Genomic DNA, 16,839 nt, shown 5'->3' on the forward strand with positions numbered 1-16,839 from the left:
TTGCCCTGCGTTTGACGTCCCTGAATCTCATTTTTGCGGCTCTTATTGTGTACGATGTTTTTCGTACTTGCAAGTGTTGTGGATAAATATTGCTCACGGCGAGGATAACGGGAGTGTCAGGGATTTTTGGCCCGGGTTTTGACATAAATTGTTAACAATCGAGGCCGTTCGCAAAACCCAGGTAAAGCCTGCAACGTATGGCGAAGTTTTTGGATTTAAATTCCAAAAATAAACTGCTGGGTGATATTTAAAACTGCTCTTTCGATAAAAATAATTCCGTTGCGGAATTGTTTACGGGTATTACTAAAATTAAATTGTTTTTTTATCTTATTTTTTTAGTTAAATTAATGTGCGTTTACTGTAAGTCTACGTAAATTTTATTGAGTACTTTCGCAACACATTGAGGGATTATCATGGTTAATAAGCTAACCAGTATAGTCATCGCGATCGTCGGGATCGCCATGCTGTACATGGGAAGTCAGTTGCTGATGGTCGGGGGAACGCCGTTCTACGTCATTATGGCGCTGGGACTGTTGCTGACCGCAGTAACACTGTTTTTGAACAAAAAAATCGCGCTGTCTATCTATGCCGTACTGATGTGGATTGTCCTTGCATGGATGATTTATGAAGTGGGCTTTGATAAGTGGCAGTGGATTCCACGCGGCGACATCATTGGCCTGATAGGTCTGTGGCTGGCGATGCCGTGGGTTGTCCGCCCGCTGTATAAAGCACAGCAGGGCAGCCGCGCCCGCGGTTTCCATCCTTTCCTGGGGACCACCCTGATTCTGATCGTGGCCCTGGTCGTCGGCATGATGTTCTACGATCCGCTGCCGAAAGCGGGTGATATCACCAACGAGCGCAAACCTGTGCAGACCGAGCTGGCAAAAAATGACTGGTCAGCCTACGGCGGTACGACCGACGGCCTGCGTTTTTCCCAGTTAAACCAGATCACCAAAGATAACGTTAATAAACTGGACGTGGCCTGGACCTATCACACCGGTGACCTGCGCGATCCGTCCCAGGACGCCAGCGAATACACCTTCGAGGCGACGCCGCTGAAGGTGAACGGCGCACTGTATCTTTGTACGCCGCATAACGAAGTCCATGCGCTTAACCCGGAAACGGGCGAGCTGAAGTGGAAATATCAGCCGGCGAAAGATCCGTCTTATCTGCAGCAGCACCAGACCTGTCGCGGCGTGAGCTACTACGATGGTTCTGTGTCCCCGGCCGATACCACCGCAGCCAGCCCGGCAATCTGCCGTAAACGCATCTTCAATGCGACCACGGACGCACGTCTGGTGGCGCTGGATGCGGATACCGGCAAGCTGTGTGCTGACTTCGGCAACGGCGGCGTGGTGGATCTGCGTGCTAACATGGGCACCATCCGTCCACACGCGCTGATGCAGACGGCTGCACCGCTGGTAGCGGGTAATCTGGTGATTGTTGGCGGTTCCGTCATGGACAACGGCTACAACAGCGGCAACCCGTCAGGCGTGATCCGCGCCTATGATGTGATTACTGGCCGTCTGGTGTGGAACTTTGACCCGGCTAACCCGGAGCTGACCCAGCCGATCGCTGCTGACGCAACCTATCCGCAGGATACGCCGGTTGCCTGGGGCACGCTGAGCGCTGACCTGAAAAACGGTCTGGTCTACGTGCCGTTTGGTAACGCATCCCCGGATGAGCTGGGTATTGAGCGTAATGCCGACAGTAACACCGAGAAGTTCCGCGATACCCTGGTGGCGCTGGATCTGAAAACCGGTGCGTTCAAATGGCGCTTCCAGTCCTCTAAACACGATCTCTGGGACCGCGATAACCCGTCTCAGCCTTCGCTGTTGGATATCGACTATCAGGGCCAGAAACAGCCTGTCGTGATCCTGCCGACGAAAACCGGCAACCTGTTTGTTCTTAATCGCCTGACCGGCCAGCCGGTGTATCCGATTAATCAGGTGGATGTGTCTACGGAAGGCGGTGTGCCAGGCGAGAAGTTCTCTGCCACTCAGCCAGTGTCAAAACTGAACTTCATTCCGGACCCGCTGACTGAAAAAGCGATGTGGGGCCTGACGCCGTTCGATCAGATGGCCTGCCGTATTGATTTCAAATCGCTGCGCTATGACGGTAATCCGTGGACGCCAGCGACCGAACGCGGTTCAATCGTCTTCCCGGGCAATATTGGCGTGTTCAACTGGGGTTCTGTGGCGGTCGATCCTGAGCGCCAGATCCTGATTGCTTCACCGGTTCGTCTGGCCTATAAGTACAACCTGATCAAACGTACGCCAGAAACGGCCGACAAGCGCCTGTTCACCAAAGACGGTACGCCGTACTGGAACGAAAACTTCCAGGGTGATTACGCGATTCATATCCAGCAGCTCTCTTCAAACCTGGGCATTCCGTGTATTGCTCCACCGTGGGGCCGTATGGTCGGTGTGGATCTGACGACGGGCAAAACCGAATGGCTGCGCCGTGTTGGTACCACTAAAAACCTGAACACCACCTTCCTACCGGGCCGTTTCCCAATCGGTTTCCCTATGGGCATGGTGGCGCACGGTGGTCCACTGATCACGGCTGGTGATGTGGTGTTCCATGGCGCAACGGCGGATAACTTCTTCCGCGCCTACGATATCAACACTGGTGAACTGCTGTGGCAGACCGAGCTGCCTGCCGGTGGCCAGGCAACGCCAGCTACCTATATGGGTAGCGATAACAAACAGTACGTCGTTATCGCTGCGGGTGGTCACGGTTCGCTGGGCACCCAGCAGGGTGACAGCGTTGTTGCTTATCGTCTGAAATAATTTTTTCAGGCAATATATACAGGCTCGCGCAGCAATGTGCGGGCCTTTTTTAATATTAAAAACAACACGTTTTATTGACCTTATTACCTTCTGGGATGATCTCATGCTAAAGAAGTTAGCGTTGCCCTTGCTGTTAATCTGCTCGGGTTTTGCCAGTGCAGATGAATCGGACTTTCTCAAACCCCGCAATAACGACGCATTCGATAACTATATGTTGCAGGCCGCCCGCTTTGAGGCCGAACTGTTTAAACACGATAAACCCTCCGCTTTCGACGCCTACTTTATCGGCCCGCTGAAACCCAGCGAGATCCGCGCCGCATACGAACGTAACGAACTGGCCGCTAAGAAGAAATACACCAATCACAGTATTCGTATTAAAGGGGAGATTAGCTCCATCAATGAAAATGCCTTTGGCAATGGCTATATCGTTGCCGTTGATAGTGTGTCGCGAGTGAGTGCCCTTGAGGGGATCCATTTGCAGATCAATAAAAACGATCCTGTTTATCTGGAGTTAGGTAAAGGCGACAGTATTGATGCTATTTGTCAGGTGGGCACCTATACGTTGGGGATACCGTCAATGAGCAAGTGTTTTTTGACATCATCCATGTTCCGGCCAGAGGTATTTAATAACTTTACTCTTAATCTCATTGGCAATCCGTTGCTGAAAGCGAAAACCATCTCCGTTGAAAATATTGCCAAAATCAAAGTGCGCCCATTATTGAAGACGTTCATTGTTTACGCTTCAAGTTATAAAGATAACGAAGACGGGAACGAGTTGGCCTGTCGTAACGATGATGCCACCTGCGAGGCGGCCTTAATGCATAACATCGAAACGTCAACCAGTGGTTTTCCTGACACTCATCAACAGGATTTCAACGCTCTGGGTGCGCGCTTGCGTGAGCTGTGGGAAAAGTAAGACAGCCTATCGGGTTCGCGGCAATCCGCGCTTTGTTCCTGAGTTCCTTCCTCCCCGGACATCAACCGGAGTCGTGGCGGCGACATTTTCCACTTGTTGAAATTTTTTGTTGTTGATGACGAAAAATGACGGTTTGCGCTGCGTGCTGCATGAGATTTATTATCAATGCATACACTGATACAGCATCTTAAATTTCACGCGGAAGGTAACGATTATGAAAAAGATTGGATTTCTGTCATTTGGTCACTGGACACCTTCACCTCAGTCCGGAACCCGTTCAGCCGCTGATGCGCTGCTGCAATCCATCGACCTGGCGGTCGCAGCTGAAGAGCTGGGTGCCGACGGCGCTTACTTCCGCGTGCATCACTTTGCCCGTCAGCTGAGCGCGCCGTTCCCGCTGCTGGCCGCAGTGGGTGCCAAAACCAAAAAAATTGAAATTGGTACTGGCGTGATCGATATGCGCTATGAGAACCCGCTGTATATGGCTGAAGATGCCGGTGCGGCTGATTTAATCTCCGGTGGACGCCTGCAGCTGGGCATCAGCCGTGGCTCCCCTGAGCAGGTCGTTGACGGCTGGCGCTATTTTGGCTTCCAGCCTGGCGAAGGTGAAACCGAAGCGGATATGGCGCGCCGCCATACCGAAGAGCTGCTGGACGTGCTGCGCGGTGAAGGCTTCGGTAAGCCAAACCCACAGCCAATGTTCCCGAACCCACCGGGACTGCTGCGCCTGGAACCTTACTCTGAAGGGCTGCGCGAGCGCATCTGGTGGGGCGCAGGCTCTAACGCCACCGCCGTCTGGGCGGCAAAGCTGGGGATGAACCTGCAAAGCTCAACGCTGAAGGATGATGAAACCGGCGAACCGTTCCATATTCAGCAGGCGAAACAGATCCGCGCCTACCGTGAAGCGTGGAAGGAAGCAGGGCACACCCGCGAACCGCGCGTGTCGGTCAGCCGCAGCATCTTTGCGCTTATTAACGATATGGACCGCGCCTACTTCGGTAACAGCGGTGCAGAGGGCGACAAAGTCGGCTATCTGGATGAGAAAACCCGGGCGATCTTTGGCCGCAGCTATGCCGCCGAGCCGGACAAACTGATCAAGCTGCTTGAGAAGGATGAGGCGATTGCCGAAGCCGACACGCTGCTGCTGACCGTGCCAAACCAGCTGGGCGTGAACTATAACGTGCACGTGATTGAGTCGATTCTGAAGCACGTTGCGCCGGGTCTGGGCTGGAGAGAATAAAAACATTGCCGGGTTTGCATTAGCCCGGCAAAAGAAACACGCTGGTTAAGCGTTAAGTATCACTCTTTCGCCCCGGTCGGAATCTGTTCCGTCGGGGCGATGTTTTATCCCGCCTGCTATTTACCTATCTTCGACAGCATTTCCGGCCGCATAAATTTGTGGATCACCAGCATAAACAGTAAAGACGGCACCAGCAGAATCAGCGCGGTAATCGACGATATCTGGTAGTTACCCGACATGCTGGCGTTAAACAGCAGCAGCGGCAGGGTGGAGATATCCGGCGCACCAACAAAGAAGGTGCCGGTGAACTCGTCCAGTGATTCAAGAAAAACAAAAATGCTGGCGGCGATAATCCCCGGTGCCGCCTGCGGCAGCACGATATGCCAGAAGGTGTAAACGGGTCCGGCACCGAGATTACGCGAGGCGCGAGCCAGCAGCGGATCAACGGCGGCAAAGGCCGCTACGCAGATCCACACCGAATACATCAGACCGTGAACGCTGTGTACCAGCACCACGCCTGCAATCGTCCCGTTCAGCCCCCACTGATAGAACAGCCGCGCGATGTTCATATACACCGTCAGATTGGGGAAAGCCTGAGGGATCAGGAACAGCAGCATAAACGCCACCCGCAGCGGCATCGCCCGGCGCGAGAGCGCATAGCCAGCCGGAATAGAAATCAGCAGGCACACCAGTACTGACAGCACGGCAATAAACACGCTGGTCAGCAGCGATCCCGAAACATCGCTGTACGGGCTGAACACCTGATACCAGTATTTCAGTCCCCACTGGCTGGGCAGGCTGTGCGGGAAGAACCAGCTTTCCGCCACCGTCCAGATCAGCAGGTTAAGCAGCGGCCCTGCCATAATCAGCAGCATAAATACCAGCAGCAGCGTTTGCAGCGGCAGGCTGAGGCCAAATCGCCTGCGTTTTTTCAACGGAATTGCTGCGTCTTTCAGGATAACGTCTTTCATGCTTCGCCTCCTTTCTGGCGCAGGCTGTGGCGCAGATAAAACCAGGACAGCGCGCCACAAATCAGCAGCGATACCACGCCCAGCGCGTTAGCCACGGCGTAGTCACTGTAGGAATTCACCCGGAAGGCCATATCCACGGTGATCATCGTCGGCGTGCCGGTGCCGATCATCATTGGAACGGAAAGCACCGACATCATAGTGACGGTGGAGAGTACCAGGGCCACGCCAATAGCTGGCAGCACCTGCGGCAGAATAATGTCAAACAGAATACGCGGGCGGGAAGCGCCCAGATTGCGTGCCGCCAGAATTTGCGGCTGATCCAGTGCGGCCATCGCGCCGCAAATCAGCAGAGTGGCAAACGCCAGCTGCTTCCAGACAAAGGTAATAATAATGCCCTTCCATCCCAGCCAGGAGACGGTTTCCAGCGGGGTCAGCAGGTCGGCAGAAACCAGCGCGTTGTTCATCAGGCCGTTTTTTGCCAGGAAGGTGCGCATCATCTGCGCGGCAACGATAAAGGGAATAAACAGCGGCAGGCGGTATAAAAACGCCAGCGTACGCACAATCGGGCGGCAGGGCGATAAGGTAATCACCGCCGACAGCGTGATGGAGAACAGCGCCAGCAGGGCGACGGAAATCAGCACGATAACCAGCGTAAACAGAATATCGCCGGAATAGAGCGAGTAAACCTTACGGAAATGGTCGAAGGTGAATTCGTGTGCATCGCGGGTAAAGGCGGCAATCAGCGAAAAACCGAGCGGATAGAGAAACAGCACGGCAATCATCAGCGCCGCCGGGGCGACCAGCAGCAAATATTTCAGCGAAATACGCATAGCAAACCTGACATCAGCAAGTAGAAAAGCTCAGGGCGGCAGGCCGCACCTGAGCATCAGAAGTCAATCAGTTAGAAACCTGGCTCTCATAGCCTTCTTTGATGTCGTCAAAATACGGAGTGATAGGGAAGCTCTTACCGTATTCTGCCAGCGCCTGCGGGGAGATTTCAGCAAACAGCTTCTGCCACGTGGCCGCATCCAGCTTCGGTTTTACGTGCTCGGCATCAATGCCCGGATACCAGTTAAACTGCTTCACAATGCCTTCTGCCTGGATTTCCGGGCTGGTGGCCAGTTCGATAAATTCCCGAGCCAGCTGCGGCTGAGCCGCTTTTGCTGGCGTGACGTAGTACATCGGCTGCCCCGGCATACCCGGTGCCAGCAGGGAAAGCTTGATTGACGGTGGCAGCTTGCCCTGATCTTTCCAGCTGTAGAACATATCCACCCACACCGGGCCCATGCTGATTTCACCACGGCTCAGCATATCCAGCGTACCTGCGTTGCCCGGTGTAAAGGTCACGTTCTTGTTAAACGCCTTCAGCTTCTGCCAGGCTTCTCCCCAGTTTTTCTCCACGCCTTTGTCATAAGGCAGAGAGGAGAGGCGCTGCGCATCGGTGCCGTAGGCGTAAATCCAGCCTGCGACGAAGCTGACGCCGGACATGCCGTTTTTAATACCGTTATAGCCGAACGCCTGCGGATTTTTTGCCGCCCAGGCAACCAGCTCATCGTAGGATGCCGGTGGCGTTTTCACCGTGTCGCTGTTCCAGGCGATGGCGGTCTGGCTCAGGAACATCGGCATGACGTAGCCGTCCACGTTAACACCCAGCGCGTTCTTTGCGTTGTCGGCGGTCACCATCGAGCCGGTTTTAATCTGCTGGCGATATTTCTCCAGCAGCCCTTTTTCCACCAGTTCGCCACCGGCTTTCTGATGCACCACGGCAACGTCGATATCCCAGGTTTTCGCGCCGCTTTCTTTCTGTGCGCTCAGCTTTTCAATGATTTTGTTCGATCCGGCATCGCCAGGACCCGTACCCACAACCTGAACCTTAACCCCCGGATGCGCGGCTTCGAACTTCGGCCCCAGCCAGGTTTTAACGTAGTCCACCATATTCTGATCGCCCGCGGTGGCGACGTTCAGGATGGTTTCGGCCTGTGCGCCGTAGCTCAAAAACAGGGCAACAACAACGGCCGCTTTGCTTTTAGTAAACATGGTTTTTCCCCAGGATGAAAACGATGGAATTAACGAACATGAGATGAAGTAAAAACGTGCAGTGCCGAAGCCGGAACGTGCAGTCTGACCGGCGTTTGCGGCGGCCAGCAGATACCGGCATCTGCCAGCAGCAGATGGTTATTACAGCGCACGCTGTGGCGATATAAATTGCCAAGGAACGCGCTTTGCTCAACTACGCCCTCGACGGTCAGGCCGCTGTCTTGCGGCGTGCAATTTAATTCAGACAGACCGGCATCGGCACTGCGGAAATAAACGATTTGCTGCTGACTGGAGGCGGATAAATAATTGCCGTTAATATGCAGAGCCATGTCTGCACTGGCCTGAATATCGTTGAAGGATAATTTGTTATCGGCACCCATAAAATCGGCGACGAACGGCGTCGCAGGGCGTTGATAAATATCTTCCGGCGTACCAATTTGTTCAATTTTGCCCTGGTTCAATACCGCGATGCGGTCGGCCATCACCAGCGCTTCCTGCTGATCGTGGGTGACAATTAATGAGGTAAAGCCCAGTTTCTTTTGCAGCGCTTTTATTTCATGGCGCACGTTAAGGCGGACTTTGGCATCCAGATTGGATAACGGTTCGTCCAGCACCAGCACGTCCGGTTCAATGGCCAGCGCCCGTGCCAGTGCCACGCGCTGCCGCTGGCCGCCGGACAGTTCGGTCACTTTCATCTCCGCCAGGCCGCTTAAATTCACGATGTGCAGCAGTTCGTTGACCCGGCGGTCAATATCATCACGCCGCCATTTCCGCAGTTTCAGGCCGTAGCCGATATTTTTTGCTACCGTCAGATGCGGCCAAAGCGCATAGCTTTGAAATACCATGGTGATATTGCGCTGTTCCGGCGCGCTGTGGGTAATATCTCTACCGGCAATCGAAATATCGCCAGCGTTAACGTTAATAAATCCACATAGCGCATTTAATAAGGTGGTTTTACCGCAGCCGGACGGGCCGAGCAGGGCGATCATCTCGCCTTTCTCTACGGCCAGATCGATATTTTGCAGCACCACTTTTTCACCGTAGCTGATTTTCAGCCGGGAGATAGTTAAATAACTCATGTCCGTTTCCGCAATCTCTGTTTGCTGGCATTTTTTTGCTTCTGTGAACACGTGTTCATCTTGATGTAAAAAAAATGCAATGTTGGCTCGACATTATGTGAGCCTACTTTGTCGTGTCTTTGTGACAATTTAATTAAGGGCGAAAACTTTTTTGCGAGGGAACCCGTTTTGACATCGTCGTTACGTAAGCAGAGCGTTACCGCTCAGGACGTTGCCCGCCGCGCGGGTGTTTCGCGTGCGGTGGTTTCCCGAGCGTTGAGCAACAACGGCAGTATCTCGCCGGAAGCGAGGGAACGGGTGCTGCGCGCCGCAGAAGAGCTGGGCTATCAGGTGAATTTTCTGGCTCAGGGGCTGAACCGGCGACGCAGCCATCTGATTGGGGTGATTGTTTCGCGCATTGGCGATCCGTTTCGCAGCAGCCTGCTGGACGGGCTGCTCAGTGAAATTCAGCGGCGCGGCTTTCAGGCGCTGGTGGCCGAAATTCGCAGTGAAGCGGATCTGGCCGAAACGCTGCGCCGCTTCACGCAGTTTCGGGTGTCCGGAGTGATCGTCACTTCCGGTAAGCCGCCGGAAGCGCTGGTGAATGAATGCGTTGAACAACAGATCCCGGTGGTGGGCATTAACCGCCAGCCGGATATCCCGTTTGTGGATTACGTTTGCTCGGATAACGCTGCGGGCGCAATCCTTGCGGCGGAACAGCTGTATCGGGCCGGTTGCCGACGATTTGGCTGGTTAAATAATCAGGATTCCACCTGGGCGGGCAGGATGCGCGGTGAAGCATTCCGGCTGGCACTGGCCGATCTGGGCATTGATACCGAATGTGATTTACTGCCGCTGATCGCGCCGGAAGAGGGCTATGACGGAGGGTTGCGGGCAGCAGCCGGGCAGGACGTTGACTCACTGGGTGTCTTTTGCGCGAACGCGCAGCTGGCGCTGGGTTTTCTTGACGGTATGAAACAGCGCGGCAGGCAGGCCCCGGAAGATTTTCAGCTGATCGGCTTCGACAACACGCCGCAGACCGCGCAGTTTAGTTATCAGCTCACCACACTTCATCAGGACGTCGCTGAAATTGCCCACCAGGCTCTCTCCTGCCTGCTGGAAAGAGCCAGCGACCCGCAACGACCTTCACGTACCCTCTGGGTGAAGGTGGCACTTATTCACCGGCGCACGTCGCCATCCATCATATAAGGGCAAGGCATGACCGAAGAGCAGCAACAGTCATTGTGTACGTTGATTCGACAACTGGGTAAGCAGGCGCAGGTGCTGCGGGATGCGGGGCTAAAAGTTGACAAAAAGGCCCGCCAGGATTTTGTTTCCCATGCGGATCTGTTTGTGGAAGAGGAAATCAAAGGGTGGCTGCAGGCGCATCGGCCTGAAGACGGTTTTCTCGGCGAAGAGAGCGGTCTGCAGGGCGGGGAGCAGGGGATCTGGGTGATCGATCCGATTGACGGCACCACTAACTATATTCTTGGTATGGATTACTGGTGCATCTCACTGGCTTACGTCCGCAAAAATGTCATCGAGATGGGGGTTATTTACGCGCCGGATCGTGATGAGTTTTTCTTTTCCCGCAGGGGGCAGGGCGCTTTCCTCAATGAGAAACGATTGCGCCTGCGTGAGCCGGAGGCGGAGGCGGTGGTCGTGGGGCTGGGCCGCTCCAGCCGCGCGCCGGTGGAAAGCTACAGCCGCACCATTGACGTGCTGCTTAACGCTGGCATTGAGTATCGTCGCTTCGGGGCGGGGGCGCTGATGCTGGCACATGTCGCCGCCGGGCAGGTACATGCCTACTACGAAGCGCATATGAACAGCTGGGATGCGCTGGCGGGAATGCTGCTGATTGAAGAAGCGGGAGGGAAAAGTAATGCGTTTCTTGAAGACAACGGCCTGCTGAATGGAAACCTGGTGCTGACGGGCTGTGTTGATGTGCAGCAGCGGCTTGCCAGACTGCTGCACACGGGATAATCAAACGCGGGTTATTCCTTCTGCGCCTGAATGCCGGCGGTGATTTTCTGGGGATCGAATTCGTATTTATTGATCGCTGCCGCCAGCCATTCTGCATCGGTCATTGAGTCACTTCGCTCAATAATGACAAGGAAGCTGGCCATTGGAGTGTTGAACGAGGTGCCGTTTACATAGACCGGCACCGTGCCGCTCGGGGTGTTGGTAAGGCGGAACAGCGGCTTTTGATTCTGGTCAACGCACCAGTTTTCGATCAGCCGCGCGTTCTGGTTGTAGCAATACTTCACCACCATCGGATAGAGATAGCGCTCCATATTCAGGTAAACGCCACCGCCCGGAAACGGCATGCGGGTTTGGGTACTGTAATTTTTTTCAAAATATTCAATTGCACCGCCTTTCTTTTCATTCCCCAATTTCAGCGAGCAAGAACACAGTAAAAAGCTAAGGATTAAAACAGAAAAAATTTTCATAAATAATGACGTCTCTTCAATAAAACTGCGTATCGTCCATAAAACTCCCGGCCTTAAGGCGAGCGGAAATATCCCGCTACCTGAAGGCAGAAAAGGTATTATTGAGGTAACTTGATCTGTGTTTTAATTGTGCAAAGTGGTTGCGCGGCAGGCTATCACTTAAACCACGTAAATGTAATGTGTTCTCCTTAATCAATATTTCCGTAGTGAAGTCTATGCCTGACTTTTAAATTAATCATCTGTAATTAGATGATTACGTTGGCATGGGCAGAGATCTGGCGTCATTGTACAGAAAATCAATCGCGGTTAAAGATAAATGTAAATTTATGTTTAACCAACGTTGTACATTAGTACCAGTGGGTAATAGAAACACGGTGAGTGTGGATTCCTGAACCCTGGGACAGGATTATTGGCCTACTGATTACAGGGAATTAGCAGCCGGTTTAATTCTTACCGCCAAATAACCTTTCATGCCACTCTGCAAATAAATCCCGGATAAATAGCATGGTCACATCAATGCGCGGGACGCGCCGAACATCGCTGTGGGTAATCAGATAAATATCCTGAATGAGCCGCTCTTTGCCGACCGGAATCAATTGACCCGCAAGAAAATCGGGCAGCGCCGTTAATCCAGCTCCGGCTATTGCGGCTTCCAAATGCCCCTGCAACGTTGAAGCGGTAAAAGGAGAATGCGCGGATGGCAGCTGGCCCGCAAGCCACTGCGGCAGCGGCATATCCTGGAGCGTATCATCCCAGCCAACCATCTGATGGTCTGCACCCTGTGCCGTTATTTCTGTCGGGTGCCTGGCCAGATAGGCGGCGCTGGCATACAGGCGGGTAGTCATCTGGCCGATACGTGAAACGATAAACTGACCGTGCTGCGGCCGGGAAAGGCGAATGGCAATATCCGCCTCCCGCCGGGTGAGGTTGGCTATGCGCATGCTGGTCGCCAGCTCTATACGCAGTTGTGGATAGCGGCGCTGGAAATCGGGCAGCGCGGGGATCAGCAGATGGTTGGCAAAATTCTCCGGCAGTGCAATACGCACCGTGCCTGATACTTCCTGCGCGAAGCTGGAACTCTGTCGGAATGCGTCATTCACTGCGGATTCGGCACGCTCTGCATGGATCAGTATGGCCTGTGCGGCTTCGGTAAGAACATAGCCCTGAGGGCTGCGCTGAAACAGTACGGTGCCGAGATCCTGTTCCAGCTGCTCGATGTGTCGGGCCACGGAGGAAGGGGCGATGTGCAGCACCTGTGCGGCCGCCGTCAGCGTACCCAGGCGTGCCAGCGCAAGAAAAACGGGAATTTCCTTCCAGCCTGCCATTTTCGAATTTTCGAAATCTATCATCGTTTTTTGCCCGTTCATTTACCAATTTTGCAAAGATACACTCTCTGTACTCGGAATGACAACAGGGGATACGACGATGAATTATCAACAAATCGGCTGGAAGGAATTAACCGCCATTGATGGCCCTCGCGGCGAGCAGACGGTCAGCAGGGTCAGTGAAACCTCGGCGATCATTGCGGAAACGCTGATTGAACATGCTTTTGGTACGGTGTTTGCCGCCTCTACGCTTTCGCGTCGGGATCGGGAACTGGTGACTCTGGGGATGCTCGGCGCGATTGGGGGAGCGGAGCCGCAGCTGCGCATTCACCTTGAGGCAGCGCTGCGCGTGGGGGCCGATCCTGACGAACTGATTGCCCTGGCGGAACATGCCTCGGTGTATGTCGGCTATCCTCGCGCGCTGAACCTGCTGAACGCCACGCGCACGGCGTTAACCGAAATGGACCGCTTTCAGCCGCTGACCGCCGGTAAATTTACGCTGGACGATCACCAGACCCGACTTTATGACAGCGGCGGCGACCGACCCGTTCTGGTACTGGTTCATGCCCTGGGTCTGGACTGGCGGATGTGGCGGGAGGTTATTCCACTCCTTACCGAGCGTTTCCGGGTGGTTGCCTACGATCTGCGGGGCTTCGGTGCGGCGGCGGCGGCACCTGTCGCGAACGGTCTGCAGGATTATGCGCGGGATCTGGCCGCCGTTCTGGATCGGCTTGGCATCCGCCAGGCGCATATCGCCGGTTTGTCGCTGGGCGGCTCGATTGCCCAGCAGCTGGCCTTAATGGCACCGGAACGCTTCCTGACGCTGACCATTATCGCTGCCACCGCCTGGGCGTTTGACGCTTTCCGCCAGCGTGCCGGTGCAGCAGAAGAGCAGGGGATGGATGCCCAGGTGGGACCCAGCCTGACGCGCTGGTTCCGCCCGGACGATTTAGCGGTAAATGGCTGGGCGGTGCGATATGCACGGGACTGCGTGCAGCGTGCCTTTGTCACCGACTGGAATGCCGGCTGGCTGGCGCTGGCCGCTATTGAAAGCGGCACCCGGCTGGCGGAAATTGCTGTTCCGGCACATATCATTGCCGGGGAACAGGATGCCTCCACGCCGCCCGAGCTGATGCAGGGGATGCTGGCAATCCCCGGAGCCAGCATGGAGGTTATCGCCGATGCGCCGCATATGATCGCGCTCACCCACCCGGATGCGCTGGCACAGGCGATTCTGCGTGGAACGGCCAAGGACAGATAACGGCGGATGAAACCTTTGCCACCGTATCTGCACGGGATCAGCCGTGAGGATAGCGTTGAAACGCGGGTTGTGTTTCAAAACGTGCGTTGACCCGCTGAATGGACGGGAATTCAGCGGCCGCGACCACAGCAGGGATCATCTGCTGAATAAAGGTCCAGACCACCGTGCTGCTGATGGCCACCTGATCGGCTTTTTCGCCGAACTGACGTTTTTCAAGTGCACGATCCCATTCCCGGCAGGCGGCCAGCAGCTGCCGGGTCACCCGTTCAATCCACGGCTGATGTTGTTTCTCCGCCGGGCGAAGATGATGCTCATACACATGCTGCACGGCTTTCTCGCTGGCCGCCAGGATCAACCCGAGCAGCCGTAAGTCCTCTGCCAGAGCCTGCGGCCGCTGCGGCAGCAGTTTGTGCGAGGCGTCGGCAACCGCTTCAAAATAGTGAAGAATCAGCGTGGAATCCATCAACGCGGTGCCGTCGTCGAGCACCAGGGTCGGCGCTTTCACCACCGGATTCTGCTGTGAAAATTCCTCAAAGGTACTGAATACCGAAAGCGTCTGGCTTTCAAATTCAACGTCGTACAGCGCCAGTGAAACGGCGACGCGCCGCACATAGGGGGAATCCATCATGCCAATCAGTTTCATTACCGCTCCGGGTTTACACATTCGCTAAGACCCTTAACTTACCGTAAATTCTTCCGGGCGATAATCAGCGCTTTCTAACGGCTTTGGTCAGTTTTGGTTACATCAGGGTGGCGGGGTAGTCGCCGATAACCTGTTGAAAATGCGGGGTGCATGATAAGTTAACCCGTATCGCCGGATAATCATTCAGGAGTTGCCGATGTCAGGTTTTCCCCCCATTGCCAGTTTGCGCAGCCTGGAAGCCGTTGCCCGTTTGGGCAGCGTGACCCGGGCAGCAAAAGAGCTTTGCGTGACGCATTCGGCTATCAGCCAGCAGATCAAACAGCTCGAGGAGCTGATCGGCGTGAGGCTGTTTATCCGTCACGGTCGTGGATTACAGATCAACGAGGCGGGCAGGCTGTATGCACTGCATATTCGTGATGCGCTGAGCCGCATCAGTGATGCCACCCGCCTGGTACAGGTTAATCCGCGGAAATCAGAACTGACCATCGCCACCGTGCCGTCATTTGGCAACCACTGGCTCACGCCAAGGCTACAGCGTTTTCGACAGCTGCACCCGCATATAACCCTGCGCCTGACGGTGAGCCTGACCGTTAACGATATCGCCGAACATCCCAGTGATATTGTTATTCGTATGGGCAATGGCGGCTGGCAGGGCGTGGAGTGCCGGTATCTTTTTGGCGACGAGCTAATTGTGGTGGCTTCACCGACCTTTAACGGCGGACGGCTGCCCGCCACGCCGGAAGACGTGGCGGAAAGTCAGATTATTTTCTCGTCGGAGTCCTGGAAAACATGGTGCAGCAGCGCCGGGCTTGGTGCTGAAATCCTGCCTGCGGGGCTGTGCATTAATGACTCCAATCTGGTTCTGGAGGCGGTAAGGCGCGGGCAGGGCATTGCGCTGGAGAGGCGCACGCTGGTGCAGGATGCGCTGCTGCGCGGTGAACTGGTACAGCTGACCCGTTTTCGTGGCGACTACCCCTGGTCATACTGGCGGGTGACGCCGCTGCACGCTGAGAAACCGGCGGAAGTGGCGCTGTTCAATGCCTGGCTGGATGAGGAAGTGGCCGCGTGGAAGCTTCAGCAGCAACAGCTTCCGGCGCAATGTCAGCAAGATCCGTCAGGCTGACCGCCCGCTGGCTGTGGAATAGTGGTTGCTCAAGGAGAATGTGATGCCAGACGATAAAATTGAAGAGTATCGCCGCCGCTTTGACGGGGTGTTTGCCTATATTGAGCGCCATCTTGACGATGTGCTGCTGCTTGAAAAGTTGAGTGCGGTGGCGCATTTTTCGCCGTATCACTTTCACCGGCAGTTCGCCGCCTGCTGTGGGGTAACGCCGTGGCGATATATTCAGCTGATGCGGCTGAAGCATGCTTCGTACCGGCTGGCATTCAACTCTGCGGAAAAAATCACTGATATCGCGCTGGATGCGGGCTTCCAGCATTCGGAGTCGTTCAGCCGGGCATTTAAGCAGATGTTTGGCATGACCCCGAGTGAATTTCGCCTGCAGCCTGCCTGGGTAACCTGGCACCAGCGTATGCCACAGCTAAATCTGAGACGGAGAGAGAAAATGCCCGTTGAAATTAAAACATTTCCGGCAACGCAGATCGCTATGCTGACCCATCGCGGGCAGCACGAGCGTATTAACGAAACGGCGGCGCGCTTTATTGCCTGGCGTAAAACTACCGGATTGTCACCGGTACTCACCAGCCAGACGTTCGGCATTGCGCCGGACGATCCGGCCACCACCGATCCAGAGGTATTTCAGTTTCATATCTGCGGATCGGTTTCCGAACCGATTCCGGAAGATAATCCATTTGGCGTGGTGAACGGCACGATCCCCGGCGGTCGCTGTGCGGTGCTGCGCCACTGCGGATCGCACGATGCATTAACCGAGCTGGCACAGCAGCTGTATCGCGACTGGCTGCCCGCCAGCGGCGAGGAGCTGCGTGATTTTCCGCTGTATATGCACTATATGAATTTTGTGCATGAGGTGCCGGAGCATGAACTGGTGACGGATATTTATCTGCCGCTGAAGACGTTGTAGTAAGGGTAAGGTGCGCAGGATTTAATTCGATGCTGATGCTGATGCTGATGCTGATGCTGATGCTGATGCTGATGCTGATGCTGATGCTGATGCTGATGCTGATG

At 54.9% G+C, this 16,839-nt stretch carries 15 protein-coding genes; 8 read left to right on the top strand and 7 right to left on the bottom strand.

The window, feature by feature from the left end; translation table 11 throughout:
* Positions 1-413: 413 nt before the first annotated feature.
* From OMR58_RS25075 to OMR58_RS25085, 3 genes are all read left to right on the top strand, one after another.
* Complete coding sequence (locus tag OMR58_RS25075; RefSeq protein ID WP_264547252.1) at positions 414-2,792, top strand: membrane-bound PQQ-dependent dehydrogenase, glucose/quinate/shikimate family; 2,379 nt, start codon at positions 414-416, stop codon at positions 2,790-2,792.
* Between the two features lie 103 nt (positions 2,793-2,895).
* Positions 2,896-3,708 carry a hypothetical protein gene (locus tag OMR58_RS25080; protein ID WP_264547253.1) on the top strand — a complete coding sequence of 271 codons (813 nt, stop codon included), beginning with the start codon at positions 2,896-2,898 and terminating at the stop codon, positions 3,706-3,708.
* 214 nt (positions 3,709-3,922) lie between these two features.
* Positions 3,923-4,948, top strand: a complete 1,026-nt coding sequence (locus OMR58_RS25085; protein WP_105591565.1) for an LLM class flavin-dependent oxidoreductase — start codon at positions 3,923-3,925, stop codon at positions 4,946-4,948.
* A 116-nt stretch (positions 4,949-5,064) separates the two neighbouring features.
* Here the strand turns inward: OMR58_RS25085 and OMR58_RS25090 are convergent, their stop codons facing one another.
* From OMR58_RS25090 to OMR58_RS25105, 4 genes are all read right to left on the bottom strand, one after another.
* The gene (locus OMR58_RS25090; RefSeq protein WP_105591566.1) at positions 5,065-5,919 is read right to left on the bottom strand and encodes an ABC transporter permease; all 855 of its coding nucleotides are present in this window, start codon (positions 5,917-5,919) and stop codon (positions 5,065-5,067) included.
* On the bottom strand, positions 5,916-6,749 hold the full coding sequence (locus OMR58_RS25095; protein WP_264547254.1) for an ABC transporter permease: 834 nt from the start codon (positions 6,747-6,749) through the stop codon (positions 5,916-5,918). Before OMR58_RS25095 ends, OMR58_RS25090 begins: the two co-directional genes overlap by 4 nt.
* Before the next feature lie 67 nt (positions 6,750-6,816).
* Positions 6,817-7,956: an ABC transporter substrate-binding protein gene (locus OMR58_RS25100; protein ID WP_264547255.1), complete on the bottom strand. Its 1,140-nt coding sequence runs from the start codon at positions 7,954-7,956 to the stop codon at positions 6,817-6,819.
* A gap of 29 nt (positions 7,957-7,985) precedes the next feature.
* Complete coding sequence (locus OMR58_RS25105; RefSeq protein ID WP_264547256.1) at positions 7,986-9,035, bottom strand: ABC transporter ATP-binding protein; 1,050 nt, start codon at positions 9,033-9,035, stop codon at positions 7,986-7,988.
* A 168-nt stretch (positions 9,036-9,203) separates the two neighbouring features.
* On the opposite strand from OMR58_RS25105, the gene OMR58_RS25110 reads away from it, so the two are divergent.
* Positions 9,204-10,223 (top strand): LacI family DNA-binding transcriptional regulator, encoded by a 1,020-nt coding sequence (locus OMR58_RS25110; RefSeq protein WP_105591570.1) that lies wholly within the window; start codon positions 9,204-9,206, stop codon positions 10,221-10,223.
* Positions 10,224-10,232: 9 nt separating this feature from the next.
* Positions 10,233-10,997 carry an inositol monophosphatase family protein gene (locus tag OMR58_RS25115; protein ID WP_264547257.1) on the top strand — a complete coding sequence of 255 codons (765 nt, stop codon included), beginning with the start codon at positions 10,233-10,235 and terminating at the stop codon, positions 10,995-10,997.
* 11 nt (positions 10,998-11,008) lie between these two features.
* Here the strand turns inward: OMR58_RS25115 and OMR58_RS25120 are convergent, their stop codons facing one another.
* Both OMR58_RS25120 and OMR58_RS25125 read right to left on the bottom strand, forming a co-directional pair.
* Positions 11,009-11,341 carry a hypothetical protein gene (locus tag OMR58_RS25120; RefSeq protein WP_264547258.1) on the bottom strand — a complete coding sequence of 111 codons (333 nt, stop codon included), beginning with the start codon at positions 11,339-11,341 and terminating at the stop codon, positions 11,009-11,011.
* A 566-nt stretch (positions 11,342-11,907) separates the two neighbouring features.
* The gene (locus OMR58_RS25125; protein WP_264547259.1) at positions 11,908-12,813 is read right to left on the bottom strand and encodes a LysR family transcriptional regulator; all 906 of its coding nucleotides are present in this window, start codon (positions 12,811-12,813) and stop codon (positions 11,908-11,910) included.
* A 76-nt stretch (positions 12,814-12,889) separates the two neighbouring features.
* On the opposite strand from OMR58_RS25125, the gene OMR58_RS25130 reads away from it, so the two are divergent.
* On the top strand, positions 12,890-14,050 hold the full coding sequence (locus tag OMR58_RS25130; protein ID WP_264547260.1) for an alpha/beta fold hydrolase: 1,161 nt from the start codon (positions 12,890-12,892) through the stop codon (positions 14,048-14,050).
* Between the two features lie 37 nt (positions 14,051-14,087).
* Here OMR58_RS25130 and OMR58_RS25135 read toward each other — a convergent pair whose 3' ends face one another.
* Positions 14,088-14,693 carry a glutathione S-transferase family protein gene (locus OMR58_RS25135; RefSeq protein WP_264547261.1) on the bottom strand — a complete coding sequence of 202 codons (606 nt, stop codon included), beginning with the start codon at positions 14,691-14,693 and terminating at the stop codon, positions 14,088-14,090.
* 196 nt (positions 14,694-14,889) lie between these two features.
* On the opposite strand from OMR58_RS25135, the gene OMR58_RS25140 reads away from it, so the two are divergent.
* Positions 14,890-15,816 (top strand): LysR substrate-binding domain-containing protein, encoded by a 927-nt coding sequence (locus tag OMR58_RS25140; protein WP_264547262.1) that lies wholly within the window; start codon positions 14,890-14,892, stop codon positions 15,814-15,816.
* Positions 15,817-15,859: 43 nt separating this feature from the next.
* Positions 15,860-16,735 (top strand): AraC family transcriptional regulator, encoded by an 876-nt coding sequence (locus OMR58_RS25145; RefSeq protein WP_200559770.1) that lies wholly within the window; start codon positions 15,860-15,862, stop codon positions 16,733-16,735.
* Positions 16,736-16,839 lie beyond the last annotated feature (104 nt).

The sequence above is a fragment of the Erwinia sp. INIA01 genome (genome assembly GCF_025947915.1).
GTDB classification, from domain to species: Bacteria; Pseudomonadota; Gammaproteobacteria; order Enterobacterales; family Enterobacteriaceae; genus Erwinia; species Erwinia coffeiphila.

What these genes read in the sequence shown, in the direction of transcription:
- OMR58_RS25115 (WP_264547257.1), top strand. Translation starts at nt 10,233, where the DNA reads ATGACCGAAGAGCAGCAACAGTCATTGTGTACGTTGATTCGACAACTG.
- OMR58_RS25140 (WP_264547262.1), top strand. Translation starts at nt 14,890, where the DNA reads ATGTCAGGTTTTCCCCCCATTGCCAGTTTGCGCAGCCTGGAAGCCGTT.
- OMR58_RS25120 (WP_264547258.1), bottom strand. Translation starts at nt 11,341, where the DNA reads ATGCCGTTTCCGGGCGGTGGCGTTTACCTGAATATGGAGCGCTATCTC.
- OMR58_RS25095 (WP_264547254.1), bottom strand. Translation starts at nt 6,749, where the DNA reads ATGCGTATTTCGCTGAAATATTTGCTGCTGGTCGCCCCGGCGGCGCTG.
- OMR58_RS25125 (WP_264547259.1), bottom strand. Translation starts at nt 12,813, where the DNA reads ATGATAGATTTCGAAAATTCGAAAATGGCAGGCTGGAAGGAAATTCCC.
- OMR58_RS25145 (WP_200559770.1), top strand. Translation starts at nt 15,860, where the DNA reads ATGCCAGACGATAAAATTGAAGAGTATCGCCGCCGCTTTGACGGGGTG.
- OMR58_RS25090 (WP_105591566.1), bottom strand. Translation starts at nt 5,919, where the DNA reads ATGAAAGACGTTATCCTGAAAGACGCAGCAATTCCGTTGAAAAAACGC.
- OMR58_RS25100 (WP_264547255.1), bottom strand. Translation starts at nt 7,956, where the DNA reads ATGTTTACTAAAAGCAAAGCGGCCGTTGTTGTTGCCCTGTTTTTGAGC.
- OMR58_RS25080 (WP_264547253.1), top strand. Translation starts at nt 2,896, where the DNA reads ATGCTAAAGAAGTTAGCGTTGCCCTTGCTGTTAATCTGCTCGGGTTTT.
- OMR58_RS25085 (WP_105591565.1), top strand. Translation starts at nt 3,923, where the DNA reads ATGAAAAAGATTGGATTTCTGTCATTTGGTCACTGGACACCTTCACCT.
- OMR58_RS25135 (WP_264547261.1), bottom strand. Translation starts at nt 14,693, where the DNA reads ATGAAACTGATTGGCATGATGGATTCCCCCTATGTGCGGCGCGTCGCC.
- OMR58_RS25130 (WP_264547260.1), top strand. Translation starts at nt 12,890, where the DNA reads ATGAATTATCAACAAATCGGCTGGAAGGAATTAACCGCCATTGATGGC.
- OMR58_RS25105 (WP_264547256.1), bottom strand. Translation starts at nt 9,035, where the DNA reads ATGAGTTATTTAACTATCTCCCGGCTGAAAATCAGCTACGGTGAAAAA.
- OMR58_RS25075 (WP_264547252.1), top strand. Translation starts at nt 414, where the DNA reads ATGGTTAATAAGCTAACCAGTATAGTCATCGCGATCGTCGGGATCGCC.